14 protein-coding genes and 1 rRNA gene are annotated in these 17,318 nt (G+C 74.2%); 5 read left to right on the top strand and 10 right to left on the bottom strand.

Going from position 1 to position 17,318, the window contains the following annotated elements; genetic code table 11:
- Window positions 1-79: 79 nt before the first annotated feature.
- The 3 genes from M3147_RS03880 (at window position 80) to M3147_RS03870 (ending at window position 5,367) form a co-directional block, all read left to right on the top strand.
- Window positions 80-1,375 (top strand): O-acetylhomoserine aminocarboxypropyltransferase/cysteine synthase family protein, encoded by a 1,296-nt coding sequence (locus tag M3147_RS03880; protein ID WP_251202170.1) that lies wholly within the window; start codon window positions 80-82, stop codon window positions 1,373-1,375.
- Complete coding sequence (locus M3147_RS03875) at window positions 1,372-1,995, top strand: CoA-binding protein (RefSeq protein ID WP_251202169.1); 624 nt, start codon at window positions 1,372-1,374, stop codon at window positions 1,993-1,995. Before M3147_RS03880 ends, M3147_RS03875 begins: the two co-directional genes overlap by 4 nt.
- Before the next feature lie 135 nt (window positions 1,996-2,130).
- The gene (locus M3147_RS03870; RefSeq protein WP_251202168.1) at window positions 2,131-5,367 is read left to right on the top strand and encodes a BTAD domain-containing putative transcriptional regulator; all 3,237 of its coding nucleotides are present in this window, start codon (window positions 2,131-2,133) and stop codon (window positions 5,365-5,367) included.
- Between the two features lie 9 nt (window positions 5,368-5,376).
- Here the strand turns inward: M3147_RS03870 and M3147_RS03865 are convergent, their stop codons facing one another.
- Window positions 5,377-6,192: an ABC transporter permease gene (locus M3147_RS03865; protein WP_251202167.1), complete on the bottom strand. Its 816-nt coding sequence runs from the start codon at window positions 6,190-6,192 to the stop codon at window positions 5,377-5,379.
- A complete protein-coding gene (locus M3147_RS03860; RefSeq protein WP_251202166.1) occupies window positions 6,189-7,199 on the bottom strand; it encodes an ATP-binding cassette domain-containing protein in 1,011 nt (336 codons plus the stop codon). Before M3147_RS03860 ends, M3147_RS03865 begins: the two co-directional genes overlap by 4 nt.
- A 152-nt stretch (window positions 7,200-7,351) precedes the next feature.
- Between M3147_RS03860 and M3147_RS03855 the strand changes: the two genes are divergently transcribed.
- Entirely contained in the window at window positions 7,352-8,740 is a 1,389-nt protein-coding gene (locus tag M3147_RS03855) for an L-serine ammonia-lyase (protein ID WP_251202165.1), read from the top strand.
- Between the two features lie 63 nt (window positions 8,741-8,803).
- Here M3147_RS03855 and M3147_RS03850 read toward each other — a convergent pair whose 3' ends face one another.
- The 4 genes from M3147_RS03850 to M3147_RS03835 form a co-directional block, all read right to left on the bottom strand.
- Window positions 8,804-9,334: a rhodanese-like domain-containing protein gene (locus M3147_RS03850; RefSeq protein ID WP_251202164.1), complete on the bottom strand. Its 531-nt coding sequence runs from the start codon at window positions 9,332-9,334 to the stop codon at window positions 8,804-8,806.
- Window positions 9,335-9,443: 109 nt separating this feature from the next.
- Window positions 9,444-10,712, bottom strand: a complete 1,269-nt coding sequence (locus M3147_RS03845) for a M18 family aminopeptidase (protein ID WP_251202163.1) — start codon at window positions 10,710-10,712, stop codon at window positions 9,444-9,446.
- Window positions 10,713-10,722: 10 nt separating this feature from the next.
- Window positions 10,723-11,649: a DnaJ domain-containing protein gene (locus M3147_RS03840; RefSeq protein ID WP_251202162.1), complete on the bottom strand. Its 927-nt coding sequence runs from the start codon at window positions 11,647-11,649 to the stop codon at window positions 10,723-10,725.
- 139 nt (window positions 11,650-11,788) lie between these two features.
- Window positions 11,789-13,543: a methyltransferase gene (locus tag M3147_RS03835; protein WP_251202161.1), complete on the bottom strand. Its 1,755-nt coding sequence runs from the start codon at window positions 13,541-13,543 to the stop codon at window positions 11,789-11,791.
- 305 nt (window positions 13,544-13,848) lie between these two features.
- Between M3147_RS03835 and M3147_RS03830 the strand changes: the two genes are divergently transcribed.
- Complete coding sequence (locus M3147_RS03830) at window positions 13,849-14,181, top strand: hypothetical protein (protein ID WP_251202160.1); 333 nt, start codon at window positions 13,849-13,851, stop codon at window positions 14,179-14,181.
- A gap of 16 nt (window positions 14,182-14,197) precedes the next feature.
- Here the strand turns inward: M3147_RS03830 and pnuC are convergent, their stop codons facing one another.
- From pnuC to rrf, 4 genes are all read right to left on the bottom strand, one after another.
- A complete protein-coding gene (pnuC, locus tag M3147_RS03825) occupies window positions 14,198-14,854 on the bottom strand; it encodes a nicotinamide riboside transporter PnuC (protein WP_251202159.1) in 657 nt (218 codons plus the stop codon).
- A 33-nt stretch (window positions 14,855-14,887) separates the two neighbouring features.
- A complete protein-coding gene (locus M3147_RS03820; RefSeq protein WP_251202158.1) occupies window positions 14,888-15,268 on the bottom strand; it encodes a DUF3054 domain-containing protein in 381 nt (126 codons plus the stop codon).
- Window positions 15,265-17,181 carry a thioredoxin domain-containing protein gene (locus M3147_RS03815; protein ID WP_251202157.1) on the bottom strand — a complete coding sequence of 639 codons (1,917 nt, stop codon included), beginning with the start codon at window positions 17,179-17,181 and terminating at the stop codon, window positions 15,265-15,267. The genes M3147_RS03820 and M3147_RS03815 overlap by 4 nt, the downstream gene beginning before the upstream one ends.
- Before the next feature lie 61 nt (window positions 17,182-17,242).
- Window positions 17,243-17,318 (bottom strand): 5S ribosomal RNA (rrf, locus tag M3147_RS03810); the annotation flags it as partial.

Below are 17,318 nucleotides of genomic sequence, written 5' to 3'. Positions count from 1 at the left end.
GCGCACGGACGACCGGCGCGCATTGCCCCGCGTTACGACGGCGCTCGGGCCGCGCGGACGCCCCGGCTAGCGTTGCGGCATGGCAGACCGCGAATACGGCTTCAAGACCCGCGCCATCCACGCGGGCAACATCCCCGACCAGGTGACGGGCTCGCGGGCCCTGCCGATTTATCAGACCAGCGCCTTCGTCTTCGACGACACGGCCGACGCCGCCGCCCGCTTCGCCCTGCAGAAGTACGGCAACATCTACTCGCGCCTCGGGAACCCGACCGTGGCGAGCTTCGAGGAGCGGGTGGCGAGCCTCGAGGGCGGCCTCGGCGCGGTGGCCACCGCGAGCGGCCTGAGCGCGCAGTACATCACCTTCGCGAGCCTCGTCGGTGCCGGTGACCACCTCGTCGCCTCCGCGAACCTCTACGGCGGCTCCATCACCCAGCTCGATGTCACCCTCCGCCGCTTCGGCGTCGAGACGACGTTCGTCGCGAGCCCGGATGCCGAGGCCTACGCCGCGGAGATCCGCGACTCCACCAAGGCGATCTTCGTCGAGACCATCGCGAACCCCTCGGGCGAGATCGCCGACCTCGAGGCCCTCGCCGACGTCGCGCACGCCCACGGCATCCCGCTCATCGTCGACTCGACGATCGCGACGCCGTACCTCAACCGCCCCATCGAGTGGGGCGCCGACATCGTGACGCACTCGGCGACGAAGTTCCTCGGCGGGCACGGCACCACCCTCGGCGGCGTCGTCGTCGAGTCCGGGCGGTTCGACTGGCACTCCGAGAAGTTCCCGTTGTTCGGTCAGCCGGTGCCGAGCTACGGCGGCCTCGAGTGGAGCGGCAATTTCGGCGAGTACGCCTTCCTCACCCGGCTCCGCGCCGAACAGCTTCGCGACATCGGCCCGTCGCTCGCCCCGCATTCGGCGTTCCTCCTCGCCCAGGGCGTCGAGACGCTGCCGTACCGGATCCAGGCGCACGTCGACAACGCACGCACCATCGCGCAGTGGCTCGCCGAGGACCCGCGCATCGAGCGCGTCTTCTGGGCCGGCCTCGAGGACCACCCGCACCACGAGCGCGCGAAGAAGTACCTCCCGCTCGGCCCCGGCTCCGTGTTCAGCTTCGAGGTGAAGGGCGGTCGGCAGGTCGGCCAGCAGCTCATCGAGTCGGTGGACCTCGCGAGCCACCTCGCGAACATCGGCGACGCGAAGACGCTCATCATCCACCCGGCCTCGACGACGCACGCGCAGCTCACCGAGCAGCAGCTGCTCGACGCGGGCGTCGCGCCCGGCATCGTCCGCCTCTCCGTGGGCATCGAGGATGTCGACGACCTCATCTACGATCTCGACCAGGCGCTCGCGGCCGCGACAGGAGGCACCCGATGACCGACACGACGACGGCGCCCGCCGCCGACGAGCTCGAGACCGAAGCGCTCGAGACCGAAGCGCTCGAGACCGTGCGGCTCGTGAACGGCTTGAGCTGCGAGCTGCCCGCCGACTCGCCCCTCGCGAAGCTGCTGCGCTCGCAGCGCACCTGGACCGGTCCCGACGCGAAGGCCCGCCTGCGCATCCTGAACGCGGCGAAGTCCGTCGCGATCGTCGGCGCCTCGCCGAAGCCGCAGCGCTCGAGCTACTTCGTCGGCACCTACCTGCAGCAGTCGAGCGACTACCGGCTGTACTTCGTGAACCCGAACGAGACCGAGATCCTCGGTGAACCGGCCTACCCGAGCCTCGCCGCCCTGCCCGAGGTGCCCGACGTGGTCGTCGCGTTCCGCCGCGGCAGCGACATCCCGCAGGTGATCGAGGAGGTGCTCGCCGTCGGCGCGAAGACGATCTGGGTGCAGCTCGGCATCTGGAACGAAGAGGCCGCCTACTCCGGCGAGGAGCAGGGCCTGACCGTCGTCATGGACCGCTGCATCAAGGTCGAGCACGCCCGGTTCCACGGCGGACTGCACCTGCTCGGCTTCGACACCGGGCAGATCAGCGCGCGCAAGACGGCGCGCTGAGACTGGTTCGCTGAGCCCGTCGAAGCGCCCCCTGGTTCGCTGAGCCCGTCGAAGCGCCCCCTCGACGAGCTCGGGGAACCAAGCCACCCCTCGACGAGCTCGGGGAACCACGGGCGCGGCGCTAGGCTCGACCGCGTGCTGAACGCCGAGCGAGCGAACGGAAGCGAGCCGCGAGTCGGCGTGCTCGGCCCGGTGGCGGTCGCGGACGCGAGCGGATGCCTCGTCGAACCGCCGGGCACGCTCTCGAAGGCGCTCATCGCTGCCCTCGTGGCGGTCCCGCGACGTCCGGGTGACGCCGTCGGCATCGACACGATCGTCGACGAGCTCTGGGGTGAGGCCGCCCCGCAGCATCCGCGCGCCGCCCTGCAGACGCTCGTCAGCCGGCTCCGCCGGCTCGCCCCGGGTCTCGTCCGCTCCACTCCCGGCGGCTACGCCCTCGCGCTCGATCCGAACGCCGTCGACCTCTTCGACGCCGAGCACGCCGCCGAGCCGGGCAGCGGCGGGCTCGAGACCGTCGACGCCGCCCTCGCCCGCTGGCGCGGCGAACCCGGAGAGGACCTCGGTGGGGCGCCCGTCGCCGGCGCGCTCGCCGCACGGGCCGCGACGGCACGGGAACGCCTGCTGCGCCGCCGGGCCGAGCTCCTCGCCGCGGGCGGCACCGCTCACGACGAGACCGCCGAGGCCTACGCGACGCTCTCGCAGCGGCATCCGCTCGATGAGGCGGCCGTCGCCGGCCGGCTGGAGGCGCTCGCCGCCGCCGGACGCCGGGCGGAGGCGTTGGCCGAGTACGCCGCCTTCCGCGGGCGGCTCGCCGAGGAGCTCGGCGTCGACCCGTCGCCGGCGCTCGTCGCCGTGCACGCGCGCCTCCTGCGTGAGGCGCCCCCGATCGGAGCGGCGGCGACCGTGGCCGCGGCGAGCGCGCGCACGCCCGCGGCCGGCGTCCGCCTCGGCCTCCGCGCCGCCCCGAACCCGCTGCTCGGCCGCGACGACGATGTCCGCGAGGTCGCCCGGCTCCTGCACGATCACCGGCTCGTGACCGTCCTCGGCGCGGGCGGGCTCGGCAAGACCAGGCTCGCCCAGGCGGTCGCGGCCGAGTTCCCTGCGCCGTCGGTCGTCGTGGTCGAGCTCGCGGGCGTCCGCGACGACGCGGACATCGAGCTCGCCCTCGGCTCGGCGCTGGGCCTGCGCGAGGCGCGCTCGGCGCGGCTGGCCGACGCGGCGAGCCGTCCGGAGCTCCGTCAGCGCATCGAGGCGCGGCTCGGCGAGACGCCGGCGCTGCTCGTCCTCGACAACTGCGAGCAGATCATCGACGGCGCGGCCCGGTGGGCGGCGGAGCTTCTCGGCGCGCTGCCCGGGCTGACGATCCTCGCGACGAGCCGCAGCCCGCTCGCGATCGGCGCCGAGCGCGTCGTGCCGCTCGCCCCGCTCGCGGTCCGCGAGGGCGCTGAGATCGGCCCGGCCGGGCGCCTGTTCCGGGATCGTGCGCTCGCCGTCCGCCCCGACGCCGCGCTGCCGGACGAGATCGTCGATCGTCTGTGCGAGCGGCTCGACGGGCTGCCGCTCGCGATCGAGCTCGCCGCCGCTCGGGTCCGTTCGATCTCCGTGGCCGAGATCGAGGCCCGCCTCGACAACCGCTTCGCGCTGCTCTCCAGCGGCGACCGCAGTGCGCCCGAGCGTCAGCGCACGCTGGAGGCGGTCATCGACTGGAGCTGGGCGCTGCTCGACGGTGACGAGCGACGCGGGCTCGCGCGGCTCTCCTGGTTCGCCGACGGCTTCGGGGTCGATGCGGCGGAGGCCGTGCTCGGCGCCGACGCGCTCCGCGTGCTCGACGGGCTCGTCGCCCAGTCGCTCCTCACCGTGCGCGAGACCGACGACGGCACCGCCCGGTACCGCATGCTCGAGACGGTGCGCGAGTTCGGCCAGCTCCGCCTCGAACGCGACGGCGCGACGGAGGAGGCGCGCGACGCCATGGCGCGCTGGGCGGAGGAGGTCTCGGACCTGCCCTTCGTCGGCGGCGGCGAGACGCAGCTCCGGGCACTCCGCCGCCTCCGGATCGAGGAGGAGAACCTCGTCGAGGTGCTCCGCCGGGCCATCGCCGAGGAACGCGTGCCCACGGTGCTCAGGGTGTACGCCGCCCTCGGCTACTTCTGGAGCGTGCGGAGCGCCCACGCCGAGGTCATGGTCTTCGGCCAGGCGGCCCTCGCGGCCACTCGGCACGGCGCGCGCGGGCCGGAGCTCGCGGTGCCTGCGCTGCTCACGGCGGTCTTCGCGGCATCCACGGCGATGGCGTACGACGCCTCCACCGGCGCTCGCCCGCTCGCCCGGCTGAAGGCGCACGCGCGCGACGACTGGCCCGTCCCCCGCTGGTTGCGCGGTGTCGCCGGCTTCCTCGAGGCCCCCGACCTGGAGCGCGCGGTCGAGCAGCTCGTCGCCATGAGCGAGTCCGACGACGGGGCGACCGCCCTCGTCGGCTCGCTGCTGCGCACCCAGTTCGAGGAGAACGCGGGCGACCCGGAAGCCGCCGCCGAGCACGCCAGACGCGCCCACGGGCTCGCCCGCCGCGTCGGCGACATCTGGGCGGAGTCGATGTCCTCGATGATGCTCGCGCAGCTCGCCAGCCAGACCGGTCAGGCCGAGGACGCCCTGCGCTGGGCCGGGGCCGCCGAGGCCGAGCTGCGCCTCCTCGATTCCGAGCCGGGGCTCGTGCAGCTCGAGTGGATGCGCGCGGGCAATCTCCTCTCGGCCGGTCGCCTCGACGAGGCCCGCCCGCTTATCGCGGAGTTCGCGTCGAGCGAGCGGCGGACGGCCGACGGACTGGGGCTCGCGACGGTCGGCGAGCTCGGGCTCTCCGAGCTCGCCAGGGCCGAGGGGCGGATGACGGATGCCGCGCACCACGCCCGCACCGCGGCCGAGTCCTTCCGCGTCGCCGAGCGCTCCTCGCCGTGGTACCTCATGGTGCTCGCCGATCTGATCTCGGCGGCCGTCCACGACGGGCGCGACGCCGCGGATGCCTCGTTCTGGGCCGCGAGGCTCCGCTACCGCACGCTCGGGATGCAACGCGCCTGGGGCAGCTTCACCGACAAGCCGGTGCTCGGCACCGCCGCCCTCGGCTGGTCGGCGTGGGCCATCCGTCAGCCGGGCCTCCGCGAGCGCGGGCTCGAGCTCCTCGCCCTCGCCGAGCGGCTCCGGGCCAGGCAGGACCTGCCCGGCCTCCGGCTCGCGACGCACCTCGGTGACGCCGAGGGCCTCGTCGGCCGGGCTGCGCTCGAGCGCGCCCGATCCGCGGCGGCCGCACTCGATCCCGAGGCCCGGATGGCACGGGCGCGAGCGCTTCTCGCGCAACCGTTGCCGTCCGCGGGCCCCGGGGTCTGAGCGGGGCGGCTACGCCTTCCGCATGTACGCGCGCACGGTCAGCGGCGCGAACACCGCGACCACGACCGCGGCACCGAGCAGCGTCGCGAGCAGGTCGCCGGTGACGTCGGTGCCCATGGTGAGGCCGCGGGCCGCGGTCACGAGGTGCGAGACGGGGTTGATGCCGACGAACCACTGCAGCCAGTCGGGCATCGTGTCCGCCGGGACGTACGCGTTCGACAGGAACGTCAGCGGGAACAGCACGAGGAACGAGATGCCCTGCACGGAACCCGCCGAACGGGCGATCACGCCGAAGAACGCGAAGATCCAGCTGAGCGCCCACGCCGCCACGATGACGACGACGCTCGCCGCGAGGACGCCGCCGAACCCGGCCTCGGGGCGGAAGCCCATGAGGTAGCCGGTCACGAAGGTGAGCGTCGTCGCGATGCCGTAGCGCACCGTGTCGGCCAGCAGCGCGCCGGCGAGCGGGGCGACCCGCGCGATCGGCAGCGAGCGGAACCGGTCGAACACGCCCTTGTCCATGTCCTCGCGGAGCTGCACTCCCGTGACGACCGAGGTCGTGATGACGGTCTGCACGAGGATGCCGGGCAGGAAGAACGGCAGGTAGCTGAGCGCGTCGCCCGCGATCGCCCCGCCGAAGATGTACGTGAACATCAGGGTGAACAGGATCGGCTGCAACGTCACGTCGACGAGCTGCTCGGGCGTGCGCTTGATCTTCAGCAGCCCGCGGTAGGCCATGCTGAGCGAGTTGCGCACGGTCTGACCGAGGCTGACGTGGTTCTTCAGGGCGCGCTCGGCGCCGGGGACGATGGTCGCGGTGGTCATGCGCGGCTCCCTTCGAGCTGCGGTTCGGTCGAGTCGTCGTCGACGGAGTCGTCCGTCTCGACGCCGTGGCCGGTGAGGGTGAGGAAGACCTCGTCGAGCGTCGGCTTCTGCACGCTGAGCTCCGTGAGGTGGATGCCGGCCTCCCGGAGCGTGACGAGCAGCTCCGTGACGCGGTCGGCGTCCTGCATGGGCGCCGTGAGCCGGCCGGCCTCGGGGCTCGTCGTGGCCCGCACGCCGAGCACGCGTTCGATGGCCGCCTGCGCGTCGCCGAGGTCGCGCGGCTCGGCGAGCCGCAGTTGCAGGCTCGAGGAGCCGACCGAGGCCTTCAGCTCGTCGGCCGTGCCCTCGGCGGCGACCCGCCCACGGTCGATCACCGCGATGCGGTCGGCGAGCTGGTCGGCCTCGTCGAGGTACTGGGTGGTGAGCAGCACGGTCGAGCCGCTCGACACGAGACGCCGGATGGTGTCCCACATCTGCGCGCGGGTGCGCGGGTCGAGGCCGGTGGTCGGCTCGTCGAGGAAGATGAGGGGCGGCTGCGCGATGAGGCTCGCGGCGAGGTCGAGCCGACGCCGCATGCCACCCGAGAACTGCTTCAGGGGCCGCTTCGCGGCCTCGGTCAGGCCGAACTCCTCGAGGAGCTCCGCCGCCTTCCGCTTGGCCTCGGCGCGGCCGAGTCCGAGCAGCCGCGAGAACAGCACGAGGTTCTCCGTCGCCGAGAGGGTCTCGTCGACCGAGGCGTACTGGCCGGTGACGCCGATGAGCTGCCGCACGATCTGCGGCTCCTTCACGACGTCGTGCCCGAAGATGCGCCCGGTGCCGGCGTCGGGGCGCAGGAGGGTCGCGAGCATGGAGATGGTGGTGGTCTTGCCCGCCCCGTTCGGGCCGAGGACGCCGTAGACCGTGCCGCTCGCGACGCGCAGGTCGACGCCGTCGACGGCGCGGTTGGCGCCGAAGGTCTTCACGAGACCGTCGGCCTCGATCGCCCAGGTGGAATCGGTGAGGTTCATGTCCCAAGGCTCCCGCCGGCCGCTTGCACGGCGCTGCCGCGGCGCTGTCATGGGCCGGTCGTGCGGCGCCGGCGGCGTGCGATGCCGTCGCGACGCAGGATTCTTCGATTTCTCGCGGCATCGATGCGCGAGAACGCGCGTACCCTGGTGTGGTGACAGCGTTCGTCTCCGCCCTCGATCTCTTCTCGATCGGCATCGGGCCCTCGAGCTCCCACACCGTCGGGCCGATGCGGGCCGCGACGGCGTTCGTCGACCGCCTCGACGAGGCCGGGCTCACCGAACGGGTCGCCCGGGTCAGCTGCTCCCTCTACGGATCGCTCGGGGCCACCGGCCTCGGCCATGGCACGCCCGACGCCGTGGTCGCCGGCCTCGCCGGCCTGCACCCGCACGACTGCGACCCCGACGAGGTGCGCGGCGCCTGGCAGCGACTCGACCCCGAGGGCTCGGAGCTCCGGCTGAACGGCCGTCACCCGATCCGGCTGCGGCCGGGCGACATCACCCTCGAGCCCCGCACCCGGCTGCCCGGGCACCCGAACGCCCTCACCCTGCAGGCGTGGGACGCCGACGGCGCCCTGCCGATCGCGGAGGAGACCTACTACTCGGTCGGCGGCGGCTTCATCCGCCGCGACGGCGACCCCGCCACCGAGGCCGAGGCGCTGCGGCATCCGCTCCCCTACTCGACCGCGGCCGAGCTGCTCGAACTCTGCGACGAGCACGGCGTCTCGCTCTGCGACGTCGCCCGGCACAACGAGATCGCCGTGCACGGCGAGGCCGGCATCGACGAGGGACTCGACGCCATCTGGGCGGCGATGGCCGAGTGCGTCTCGCACGGGCTCGCGACCGAGGGCGAGCTGCCGGGCGGGCTCCGCGTGAAGCGCCGCGCCTCGCAGGTACGCCGTCAGCTCGAGGCCTACGACCGTGAAGAGCTCGAGGCCGCCGCGCACCGCGACACCTCCACGGAGTGGCTGCACGCCTTCGCCCTCGCCGTGAACGAGGAGAACGCCTCGGGCGGGCGCGTCGTGACCGCGCCGACGAACGGCGCGGCCGGCATCCTGCCCGCCGTCGGGCACTACTACCTGCGCTTCGTCCCCGGCGCCGACCAAGCCGGCATCCGCCGCTTCCTGCTCACCGCCTCGGCGATCGCGAGCCTCGTGAAGAAGAACGCGTCGATCTCGGGCGCCGAGGGCGGCTGTCAGGCCGAGGTCGGCTCCGCGTGCGCGATGGCCGCCGGGGCGCTCTGCGCCGTGCTCGGCGGCACGCCGCGGCAGATCGAGAACGCCGCCGAGATCGCGATGGAGCACCACCTCGGCCTCACCTGCGACCCGGTCGCCGGCCTCGTACAGGTGCCCTGCATCGAGCGCAACGCGATCGCCGCCTCGACCGCCGTCTCGGCGGCGCGGCTCGCGCTGCACGGCGACGGCACGCACCTCGTCTCCCTCGACACCGTCATCGAGACGATGCGGCAGACCGGCCTCGACATGATGACGAAGTACAAGGAGACGAGCGAGGGCGGCCTCGCGGTGAACGTCATCGAGTGCTGAGCGCACGGGGATCGGGCGGACGCCCCTCGGTGTCCCGGCCGGGGGCGCCCACCCGTCGGGCCGTCAGCAGGCGCAGGCGATCGCGCCCGGCGTGGCCGGGTCGCCGTCGAGTCCGCGCCCGACGGTGACGTTCGTGAGCGGGTCGGCCGCACGCGCGCGGCGGCCCTCGTCCGTCTCGAATGAGAAGCCCTCGCGCACCCAGTACTCGAACCCGCCGATCATCTCCTTGACCGGGTGGCCGAGCCGTGCGAACTCGAGGGCGGCGCGCTGCGCGCCGTTGCAGCCGGGACCCCAGCAGTAGACGACCACGGGCGTGCCCGCGGGCACGAGCTCCGCCGCTTCCGCGGCGATCCGCCGCGTCGGCAGGTGCACGGCGCCCGGCACCCGACCCTGCCGCCAGGATGCCTCGCTCCGCGTGTCGACGAGCACGAAGCCGTCGGGCTCCTCGCGGAGCGCGACCGCCACGTCGGAGACGTCGGTCTCGAAGGCAAGCCGGGCGGCAAAGTGCCGGGCGGCATCTCCCGGCTCGGCGACGTGCGCGAAGAGCGCGGGGCCCGTGGCGGTGAGGGCGGAGCTCGTGGCGGCATCGGTCATGCCTCGAGCCTCGCAGGATGCGAGCTCGGCGACCCCGTCAGATTCCGCCGACGTGCCGCGAAATCCCGCCAGATGCGCCGGGACGCCCCGGCTCGGCCGGCGAGAACGCTCAGCCGGCGAAGAAGGCGGTGACGGCCGCGCCGAGCGCGACGAGGTCGTCGACGTGGGCGAGCTCGCGGGCGGAGTGCATCGAGAGCAGCGGCACCCCGACGTCGACGGTGCGGATGCCGAGCCGCGTCGCCGAGATCGGGCCGATCGTGGAACCACACGGCACCGTGTTGTTCGAGACGAAGGGCTGAGTCGCCACTCCGGCGCGCTCGCAGGCGGCGAACCACATCGCGGAACCGACCGCGTCGCTCGCGTAGCGCTGGTTCGCGTTGAGCTTCAGCAGCGGGCCGCCGCCGAGCACCGGCCGGTTGACCGGATCGTGCCGCTCGGGGTGGTTGGGGTGCACGCCGTGCCCGGCGTCGGAGGAGAGCAGCCAGGAGGCGGCCGCCGCGCGGCGCCGGTCCTCGGCGGTGGCGGCGAGGCCGTCGCCGATGCGCGCGAGCACGTCCTCGAGGAACGGACCGGCCGCGCCCGAGCGGGACTCCGAGCCGAGCTCCTCGTGATCGAAGGCGGCGAGCACGCTGAGGTGCTCGGCGTCGTCGGGCGCGGCGAGCAGGGCCACGAGCCCCGCGTACACCGAGCTCAGGTTGTCCATGCGGCCGGAGGCGAAGAACACGCCGTCGCGACCGAAGCGCTGCGGCGCGGCGGTGTCGGCCAGCAGCACGTCGTAGCCGACGACGTCTTCGGCGGCCACCCCGGCGTCGGCGGCGAGCTCGGCGAGCACGTCGCCCTCCTCGCCCGCGCCCCACACCGGCTGCACGTGCCGCTGCTTGTCGAGGGTGAGCGCCTTGTTCTGCTCGCGGTCGAGGTGGATCGCGAGCTGCGGGATGCGCAGCATCGGCCCGGTGCGCGCGAGGTACTCGACCCCGTCGCGGGTGACGAGGCGGCCGGCGAGCTCGAGCTCCCGGTCGAGCCAGGAGTTCAGCAGCGGGCCGCCGTAGATCTCGACACCGGCCTGGAGCAGGCCCGCGGCGGCCGTCGAAGCGCTCGGCTTCAGCTTGAACGACGGCGAGTCGGTGTGCGCCCCGAGGATGCGCACCGGCGCGGTCGGCGAGGCGCCGTCCGGCTCGACCCAGGCGACGACGGCGCCGTCGCGGACGACGACCCGCCGCCCGGGGCCGGAGGGCCAGGCGTCGTGCTCCTCGAGCCGCTCGAAGCCGGCCGCCTCGAGCCGCCGGGCCACCTCGGCCGCCGCGTGGTACGAGGAGGGCGAGGCCTGCACGAAGGCGGCGAAGTCGGCGAGGTAGGCGGTGGGATCGATCGCGGGCATGCCTTCGACCCTACGCGAAGCGGATCACCGCTTGCAGCCGCGACCGGACCTCCATCACGTCGGTCCCGCCGAGGCTCGGCGAGCCGGGGATCCCTTCGCGGATCGCGCTCACGAGGCGCGACCGGCGCACGAGCGCGGTCGCGGCGCCGCGGATCGAGCCGCCGAGCTCGAGCGGCTCGGCGGCGTGCTCGTCGGGCACGACGACGACGAGCGCCGTCGGCTTCACCTTCGCCGGCCGGGTGACCGCCTTCGCGCGGGCCGCCAGCGCTCGGAACGGCCGTTCGCCGTCGAGGCCCTCACCGATGAGCTCGTTGCGGCGGAAGCGCACCTCGCCGCCCCAGTCCTCCGACTGGATGGCGAAGAGCCCGGTCGGCCCGAGCACGAGATGATCGAGCTTCGGCGGCAGCCCCGGCCCCGCGGCGTCCGTCGCGACGTCGTGCCAGACCGTGTAGGCGATGCCGAGGGTCGCGAGCGATCGAGCGGTCGCCTCCTCGGCGAGCGCGTCGGCGAGCACGTGCCGGATGTCGCGGGGTGCGGCGCGCACGAGCGCCGGGTCGTAGGGATCGTCGAGCTCCTGGCCGCGGCCCACCCACTCCCGGATGAGCGCGAGATAGCGCTCGCGATCGTAGCCGCCCGGATGCCCGTGCGAGCGCGCCTGGGGGCGGGAGTCGCGGCGCGGACGCGGGGCGGCGGGCGCCCAGGTCTCGCGCGAGGGCGCGGTCGTCCCGGCGCCCCGGTCGAAGCGGGCCCGCGCCTCGGGGGTGCCGACGAGGGTCCAGGCCAGCTGCACGGCGTGGAAGCGGGCGGCATCGCCGCCGGTGTCCGGATGCGCCTCCCGGAGGGCGCGACGATAGGCGACGCGCAGCGCGGCGTCGTCGGCATCGGCCGGGACGCCGAGCAGCTCGTACGGCGATGCGGACAGTGGGCTCTCGGGCATGTGCTCGCTTTCGTGTGCGAGGTCGAGGATACCGCCGCAGGCCTGGATGGCGGCGGAGGGCGTTCGGGTGCCGGGCCGTTCGGGTGCCGGGTCAGGCGGGTGCCGGGTCGGTCGGGTGCCGGGGCGTTCGGGTGCCGGATCAGGCGGGAGCAGGGCCGACCGGCTGGAGCAGCCCGCCCGCGACGAGCTCGCGGAGCGTCGGCGCGAGCTCGGCCCAGAGCTCGGCGGCGTCGGCGTCGAGCAGCTGCGCGATCGCATCGGACATGACGCCCGCGGGCAGCTCGCCGTCGGCGGCACCGACGAACGCGGCGAGCGCGGTGCCGGCGTCGACGACGCGGCCGAAACCGCCGCCCTGGCGCAGCAGGATGACGGTCGGCTGCTCGGCGCCCGGCCAGTGGTGGCGCTCTTCGGTGACGTCGGGCGCGACCTCCAGGCGGATGCCTCGCAGCGCCTCGTCGTCGAGCGGCGCGAGCACGTCCATCGCGGCGAGCGCGCGCTCGAGATGTGCGCCGAGCCCGCCGGACTCGGCACCGAGGGGCCCGTGCAGGCGCTCGGCGCGCGCGAGCCCGGGGGCTGCGTCGCCGGCGGGGCGGCGCAGCAGCACGTATCCGAAGCCGACCGACTCGACCCCGCGCTCGGCGAAGTCCTCGAGCCAGGCCGCGTGCAGCTGCTCGAACTCCGCCGTGCCCGGCCGGGTGCCGCCGTCGCGGATCCAGGTCTCGGCGTACTCGCTCGGGTCCTGCCGCTCGCGTTCGACGATCCAGTACTCGAGGCCGGTGCCGTCGAGCCAGGCGGCGACGCGCTCGAGCCCGTCGGCGATGCCCTCGCCCGCCTCGGGATCCGAGGTGATCCGGTACTCCCAGTTGGCGAGGAGCTGGGCGACGCCGCCGGGCGCCAGGTGCTCGGCCGCGCCGCGGATCACGCCCTCGACGAGTGCGTCGCCGACGAGGCCGCCGTCGCGGTACTCGTAGCTCGGCACCTCGGGGCGGCGCGGGGTGATGACGAACGGCGGATTCGACACGATCCGGTCGAAGCGCTCCCCCGCGACCGGCTCGTACAGGCTGCCGAGGCGGAACTCGATGCCCGCCACCCCGTTCAGCTCGGCGGCGAAGCGCGCGAACGCCAGGGCTCGCACCGAGACGTCGGTCGCCACCACCCGCGCGCTGAAGCGCGCCGCGTGCAGGGCCTGGACGCCGCTGCCCGTGCCGAGGTCGAGTGCGGTGCGCGCCGGGCGCTGGAGCAGCAGCCCGCTCAATGTGGTCGTCGCCCCGCCGATGCCGAGCACGTGGTCCTCGGCGAGCGCGGGCCCGGTGCCGGCGTCACCGACGAGGGCGAGCTCGCCGAGGTCGGAGGCCACCCACCACTCGCCGTCACCCGCGGCGTCCGCGAAGCTGTAGGGCCGCAGGTCGACGAGCGCGCGCACGGACCCGGACGACGGATCGCCGAGCAGGCCGAGCGCCCGGGCGCCGTCGAGCCCGAGCGTGGGCAGCGCGAGCTCGAGCGCCGCGGGCTCCACCGGTGCGCCGAGCACGAAGAGCCGCACGAGCGCGACGAGGGCGCGCGTGGGGTTCGGCGGCTCGGTCGGGCCGCGGGACGGGCCGCCGCCGGACGGGGCGCCGAGCTCCGCCAGCACGTGGTCGAGTGCGAGCAGCGCCGGCGTGCGGTGGCCGCGCTGCAAGGCGTGGCCGGGGTGGGTGCGACCGTCGACGGCGCTGCGCTCCCAGAGCCCCTCGATCCGCGCCACCCGGAACTCGGCGGCATCGAGATCCGCGCGGAGCGCCGCCACGAGCCCGCGGGTGTCGGCGTCGAGCTCCGCACCGAACCGCCGGACGAACTCGGCGGCCCGACCGCCGCCGAGGCGCGTCGACGGCTGGGGCTCGTTCGTTTCCGGCATCCTGGGCCTCCTGCTCCTGCGCGCGGCGCGCGGGATCCATTCAAGCAGGCCCGGCCGCATCCAGGCCCGGCCGCGTGCCAGGCCTGGCCGCATCCAGGCCTGGCCGACCCACGCCTGGCGCGCGGGCGGCGATCGTCACACCGCCGACATCTTCCCGTCACCTCGCGCGTCGCCGTGTAACCGCGCCGTCACACGGGCGGCGTACCCTTGGCTTACATCGACCTGCTGGCCGGCATCGACACTGCTGGCCGAGACTGCTGGCCGACACTGCTGGCCGACATCGACACTGTGAGGGGAGGGTCGTCTTGACCGAGCCGATCTCGCTCGACCGCCTGCGGCAAGACGCACGCGACGAGCTCGCCGCGCTCATCGAGCTGCGGTGCCGGCTGGGCGAAGATCCCTGGGTGTTCCTGCCCGAGCTGCCCTCGGTCGACGAGCAGGTGGTGGCGACGCTGCGCGAAGACCGGCTGCAGGACGGCGGATGGGCGGTGCAGCGGGCCCGTGCCTATCACCCGACCGCGCGCCCCGGCGACGTCGAGCGCTTCGAGTACGAGCTCCTCCGCGGTATCGCGCTCGAGCACCCCGAGCTGAGCCAGGCGGCGTGGTCGATGCTCGACCGGGTGCCGAGCGCCTGGTAGCGCCTCCGCGGCGCACTCAGCCCGCGGCGAGCTTCGCGCGACGCTGCACGGCCGCCCAGGTGAAGAAGCCGACGATCGTGAATGCGCCGTAGAACAGGTACAGCAGCGCCGAGGCGTAGTAGCCGGCGCTCACGAGCAGCGGCACCCCGACGGCGTCGACCGCGACCCAGATCAGCCAGAACTCCGTCCAGCCGCGGGCCATCCCCCACGTCGCGAGCAGCGAGCCGACGAAGATCCAGGCGTCCGCCCACACCGGCTCGAAAGAACCCAGCGCCCGGAAGATCGGCGTGAGCACGAGAGTGCCGCCGAGCAGCCCGACGACGAGGAGCACGCGCACGCGCCAGCCGGCCCAGCGCGGCTCCACCGCGGCGACCGCCGACTTCCGATGCTGCGACCAGCGCACCCAGCCGTAGATCGACACCGCGATGAACATCACCTGCCGACCGGCCTGGCCGAGCAGGTTGACCGGGTTCGGCGTGTGGAACACCGCACCGAGGAAGACGGTGAACAGCAGCGCGTTGCCGATGATGCCGACGGGCCAGGCCCAGACCTTGCGCCGCATGCCGCCGAGGGCGCTCACGAGACCGAACAGGTTGCCGACGATCTCGCGCCAGAGGATCACCTGGTCGCCGATGACGAGCTGCGCGTCGAACAGCCACTCGATGGGGTTCATGAACCGTGCGCCATCAGACGGCTCGGCCGGCGGTCACGAGGCCGCCCGCGGCGACCGCCACCGGGCGACGAGCGCGACGGCCGCACGCCAGCCGAGGAGGAAGAGCGCGAGCGTGCCGGCGGCCACGAGCACGAAGGCGAGCTGCGTGCCCTGCCCGCTCACGGTGCGCAGGAGCATGCCGCCGACGAGCGTCATCGCCCAGATCACGACCCCGCTCGGCCAGACGGCGAGCGGGCGGCGCCAGGCGAGGCTGACGAGCCAGCCGATCAGGAGCGCCGCCAGGAACGGCCAGGCCGTCTGCCAGAGGCCGCCGAGGTCCAGTCCTTCGGCGTGGCTGCGCCGCCCGATGACGACGAAGAGCGCGACGAGCAGCGTGTCGGCGACGGCGGCCCACACGGCCGACTGGCGATTCATCCCTCAATCGTAGGGCTCGCGAGGGCGGCCAGCGCGCCGGCGTCGTGCACCGGCAGCGCGCAGACGAAGCGCTCACACCGGTACGCCGTCGCCCGCCCCGCGAGCGCCTCACGGGCGGCGAAGAGCGCGAACCCCGCCGCCGCGAACTCCTCCGCCTGCGCGGGCGACACCACCGCCCTGACCGCCGCCCGCTGTCGCCGCGCCTCCTCGAGGAGCGCCGCGGACTCGCCGCGGTCCGGCTGCCCCGGTGCGTCCGGCGCCACCACGACGAGCTGCACCTCCGGTGCGCGCAGGCGCGCCATCACCCCGAGCGCTGCACCGAAGGCGATGGGACGGTCCGTCGCGATCGCCGAGACCGAGGCCATGGCGCGCTCAGCGGCCTCGCGGTACCGCTCGCCGGCGCCGAGCTGCGCGAGCAGCAGGGCCGCGTCGGCGCAGCTCGTGAGTCCCGAGGGCGCCGCACCCTCGGCCGGGTCGTCCGGCAGCACGAGTCCGAGGCCGTCGAGGGTCTCGTCCTGCGTCGGCGGGGAGAAGGGGATGCCTCGACCCGCCTCGCCACTCGCCTCAGCGTCGGCGAGCGCCCGATCGACGAGCTCACGCGCCCGCACCGCCCAGACGACCTCGCCCGAGGCGAGCGCGAGCCGGAGCAGCCCGCCCGCGAGCATCCCGACGTCCTCGAGCGTCGCCGGCGCCGCCGACCCCACCCCGTCGAGCGAGGCACGCCGGAGCACCCCGCCGACCAGGTGCCGATCGATCACGACCGCCGCCGCCTCGCGCGCCGCCGTGAGCGCCGCCGCGGCGGCCGACTCCTCGAGGCCGCGGTCGGCGAACGCCGCCAGTGCGCCGATCGCGAGGCCGTTCCATCCGCTCAGCAGCTTCTCGTCGAGCGCCGGCGGGCTGACGCCCGCCCGGCCGTCGGCGTCGAGGCGGTAGTAGCCGCCCTCGTCGCGGCGGCCGTCGAGCACGCTCTCGGAGTCCTGCGCGCTCGCGAAGCCCCCGCCCGGCAGCGCCATCGTCGTCGTGAGGAACCGGGCGAGATCGACCGCGAGCGGCGACGCCCAGCCGAGCGCACCGTCCCAGCGGCTCGCCTCGACCGCGAGAGCGAGCAGTTGCGCGTTGTCCGGAAGCATCCGCTCGTAGTGCGGCTCGCTCCAGTCACGCCGCGTGGCGTAGCGGAAGAAGCCGCCGTCGACCGGGTCGAACAGCGGTGAAGCCGCCATCCGCTGCAGCGTGCGGGCCGCGAGGGCGCGCGGTGCGCCGGGCAGTTCGCCGAGGAACCCGAGCACCGTCGGCACCGGGAACTTCGGCGCGGGCCCGAAGCCGCCGTACTCCCGATCCTCCTCGGCTTCGAGCGAGTGGGCCGCCGCCTCGAGCTCGGCCGCGGAGGGCAGCGCGCCGGAGGTCGTCGCGGACGCCGCCGCCTGGAGCGCCCTGGCCACCTCGTCTCCCATCGCGACGAGCTCGCCGCGACGGCTGCGCCACGCCTCGGCCACCGCCGCGAGCACCTCACCGAACGCCGGCGTGGCGCCGACCGCCTCCGGCGGAAAGTAGGTTCCCGCGTAGAAGGCCCGGCCTTCCGGCGTCGTGAACACCGTCAGCGGCCACCCGAGTTCACGCGTGAACGCGGACGCCGCGGCGAGATAGCTCCCGTCGACGCCGGGATGCTCCTCGCGGTCGACCTTGATGGCGACGAAGTCGCGGTTCATCAACGCGGCGATCGCCGGATCGGAGAAGCTCTGCCTGGCCATCACGTGGCACCAATGACACGTGGCGTAGCCGATCGAGACGATGACCGGCACGTCGCGCTCCCGCGCCGCCGCGAAGGCCTCGGGCCCCCACGGGTACCAGTCGACCGGGTTGTCGGCATGACCGCGGAGATAGGGGCTCACGGCGCCCTGCAGTCGCTTCGCCATGCAGCCAGCTTAAATGCCGAAAGGCCACCCCGGGGTTCGGGGTGGCCTTTCGTGAATGGGTGTCCGGCGGTGTCCTACTCTCCCACAGGGTCCCCCCTGCAGTACCATCGGCGCTGTCAGTCTTAGCTTCCGGGTTC

The organism is Agromyces mediolanus, from assembly GCF_023715325.1.
GTDB lineage: Bacteria > Actinomycetota > Actinomycetes > Actinomycetales > Microbacteriaceae > Agromyces > Agromyces mediolanus_A.
This window is presented reverse-complemented; position numbering and strand designations above follow the sequence as displayed.

Excerpts from the sequence above, each read along its gene's own strand:
- M3147_RS03860 (WP_251202166.1), bottom strand. The coding sequence starts at position 7,199 with ATGAACCTCACCGATTCCACCTGGGCGATCGAGGCCGACGGTCTCGTG.
- M3147_RS03850 (WP_251202164.1), bottom strand. The coding sequence starts at position 9,334 with ATGACCGATGCCGCCACGAGCTCCGCCCTCACCGCCACGGGCCCCGCG.
- M3147_RS03845 (WP_251202163.1), bottom strand. The coding sequence starts at position 10,712 with ATGCCCGCGATCGATCCCACCGCCTACCTCGCCGACTTCGCCGCCTTC.
- M3147_RS03840 (WP_251202162.1), bottom strand. The coding sequence starts at position 11,649 with ATGCCCGAGAGCCCACTGTCCGCATCGCCGTACGAGCTGCTCGGCGTC.
- M3147_RS03875 (WP_251202169.1), top strand. The coding sequence starts at position 1,372 with ATGACCGACACGACGACGGCGCCCGCCGCCGACGAGCTCGAGACCGAA.
- M3147_RS03880 (WP_251202170.1), top strand. The coding sequence starts at position 80 with ATGGCAGACCGCGAATACGGCTTCAAGACCCGCGCCATCCACGCGGGC.
- pnuC (WP_251202159.1), bottom strand. The coding sequence starts at position 14,854 with ATGAACCCCATCGAGTGGCTGTTCGACGCGCAGCTCGTCATCGGCGAC.
- M3147_RS03865 (WP_251202167.1), bottom strand. The coding sequence starts at position 6,192 with ATGACCACCGCGACCATCGTCCCCGGCGCCGAGCGCGCCCTGAAGAAC.
- M3147_RS03820 (WP_251202158.1), bottom strand. The coding sequence starts at position 15,268 with ATGAATCGCCAGTCGGCCGTGTGGGCCGCCGTCGCCGACACGCTGCTC.
- M3147_RS03835 (WP_251202161.1), bottom strand. The coding sequence starts at position 13,543 with ATGCCGGAAACGAACGAGCCCCAGCCGTCGACGCGCCTCGGCGGCGGT.
- M3147_RS03815 (WP_251202157.1), bottom strand. The coding sequence starts at position 17,181 with ATGGCGAAGCGACTGCAGGGCGCCGTGAGCCCCTATCTCCGCGGTCAT.